Origin of the sequence: Staphylococcus sp. GDY8P131P (genome assembly GCF_017891975.1) — a bacterium.
Lineage (GTDB): Bacteria > Bacillota > Bacilli > Staphylococcales > Staphylococcaceae > Staphylococcus > Staphylococcus nepalensis.
On the sequence record NZ_JAESKF010000025.1, the window covers coordinates 1 to 2,366 of the forward strand.

Sequence of the window (2,366 nt, forward strand, 5' to 3'; positions counted from 1 at the left end):
TATTCTTTCAAGGACTAGTATAACATAAAATCGTCTACAAATAGACAAAAAACCTGCACGCTTAATGTAGATCAAAAGCTTAACGCAAATGAAATAGATTGACCTCCCAATAACACCACGTAGTTATTGGGAGGTCAATCTATGAAATGCGATTAAGCTTTTTCTAATTCACATAAGCGTGCAGGTTTAAAGTACATAAAAAATATAATGAAAAAAAGCATCATTATACTAACGTTATACCAACATTATACTCTCATTATACTAATTGCTTATTCCAATTTCCTATTGGTTGGAACCAACAGGCGTTAGTGTGTTGTTGAGTTGGTACTTTCATGGGATTAATCCCATGAAACCCCCAACCAACTCGCCAAAGCTTTGGCTAACACACACGCCATTCCAACCAATAGTTTTCTCGGCATAAAGCCATGCTCTGACGCTTAAATGCACTAATGCCTTAAAAAAACATTAAAGTCTAACACACTAGACTTATTTACTTCGTAATTAAGTCGTTAAACCGTGTGCTCTACGACCAAAAGTATAAAACCTTTAAGAACTTTCTTTTTTCTTGTAAAAAAAGAAACTAGATAAATCTCTCATATCTTTTATTCAATAATCGCATCAGATTGCAGTATAAATTTAACGATCACTCATCATGTTCATATTTATCAGAGCTCGTGCTATAATTATACTAATTTTATAAGGAGGAAAAAATAAAGAGGGTTATAATGAACGAGAAAAATATAAAACACAGTCAAAACTTTATTACTTCAAAACATAATATAGATAAAATAATGACAAATATAAGATTAAATGAACATGATAATATCTTTGAAATCGGCTCAGGAAAAGGGCATTTTACCCTTGAATTAGTACAGAGGTGTAATTTCGTAACTGCCATTGAAATAGACCATAAATTATGCAAAACTACAGAAAATAAACTTGTTGATCACGATAATTTCCAAGTTTTAAACAAGGATATATTGCAGTTTAAATTTCCTAAAAACCAATCCTATAAAATATTTGGTAATATACCTTATAACATAAGTACGGATATAATACGCAAAATTGTTTTTGATAGTATAGCTGATGAGATTTATTTAATCGTGGAATACGGGTTTGCTAAAAGATTATTAAATACAAAACGCTCATTGGCATTATTTTTAATGGCAGAAGTTGATATTTCTATATTAAGTATGGTTCCAAGAGAATATTTTCATCCTAAACCTAAAGTGAATAGCTCACTTATCAGATTAAATAGAAAAAAATCAAGAATATCACACAAAGATAAACAGAAGTATAATTATTTCGTTATGAAATGGGTTAACAAAGAATACAAGAAAATATTTACAAAAAATCAATTTAACAATTCCTTAAAACATGCAGGAATTGACGATTTAAACAATATTAGCTTTGAACAATTCTTATCTCTTTTCAATAGCTATAAATTATTTAATAAGTAAGTTAAGGGATGCATAAACTGCATCCCTTAACTTGTTTTTCGTGTACCTATTTTTTGTGAATCGATTATGTCTTTTGCGCATTCACTTCTTTTCTATATAAATATGAGCGAAGCGAATAAGCGTCGGAAAAGCAGCAAAAAGTTTCCTTTTTGCTGTTGGAGCATGGGGGTTCAGGGGGTGCAGTATCTGACGTCAATGCCGAGCGAAAGCGAGCCGAAGGGTAGCATTTACGTTAGATAACCCCCTGATATGCTCCGACGCTTTATATAGAAAAGAAGATTCAACTAGGTAAAATCTTAATATAGGTTGAGATGATAAGGTTTATAAGGAATTTGTTTGTTCTAATTTTTCACTCATTTTGTTCTAATTTCTTTTAACAAATGTTCTTTTTTTTTTAGAACAGTTATGATATAGTTAGAATAGTTTAAAATAAGGAGTGAGAAAAAGATGAAAGAAAGATATGGAACAGTCTATAAAGGCTCTCAGAGGCTCATAGACGAAGAAAGTGGAGAAGTCATAGAGGTAGACAAGTTATACCGTAAACAAACGTCTGGTAACTTCGTAAAGGCATATATAGTGCAATTAATAAGTATGTTAGATATGATTGGCGGAAAAAAACTTAAAATCGTTAACTATATCCTAGATAATGTCCACTTAAGTAACAATACAATGATAGCTACAACAAGAGAAATAGCAAAAGCTACAGGAACAAGTCTACAAACAGTAATAACAACACTTAAAATCTTAGAAGAAGGAAATATTATAAAAAGAAAAACTGGAGTATTAATGTTAAACCCTGAACTACTAATGAGAGGCGACGACCAAAAACAAAAATACCTCTTACTCGAATTTGGGAACTTTGAGCAAGAGGCAAATGAAAAACAAGAAAATGCATTATCTGATTAT

2 protein-coding genes are annotated in these 2,366 nt (G+C 31.1%); both read left to right on the top strand.

Annotation, left to right across the window (positions count from 1 at the left end; all coding sequences use genetic code 11):
* Positions 1–725 precede the first annotated feature (725 nt).
* Positions 726–1,460, top strand: a complete 735-nt coding sequence (erm(C), locus tag KA894_RS14145) for a 23S rRNA (adenine(2058)-N(6))-methyltransferase Erm(C) (protein ID WP_001003263.1) — start codon at positions 726–728, stop codon at positions 1,458–1,460.
* A gap of 447 nt (positions 1,461–1,907) precedes the next feature.
* On the top strand, positions 1,908–2,366 hold a 459-nt coding region (locus KA894_RS14150; protein ID WP_113556771.1), incomplete at its 3' end, for a replication/maintenance protein RepL.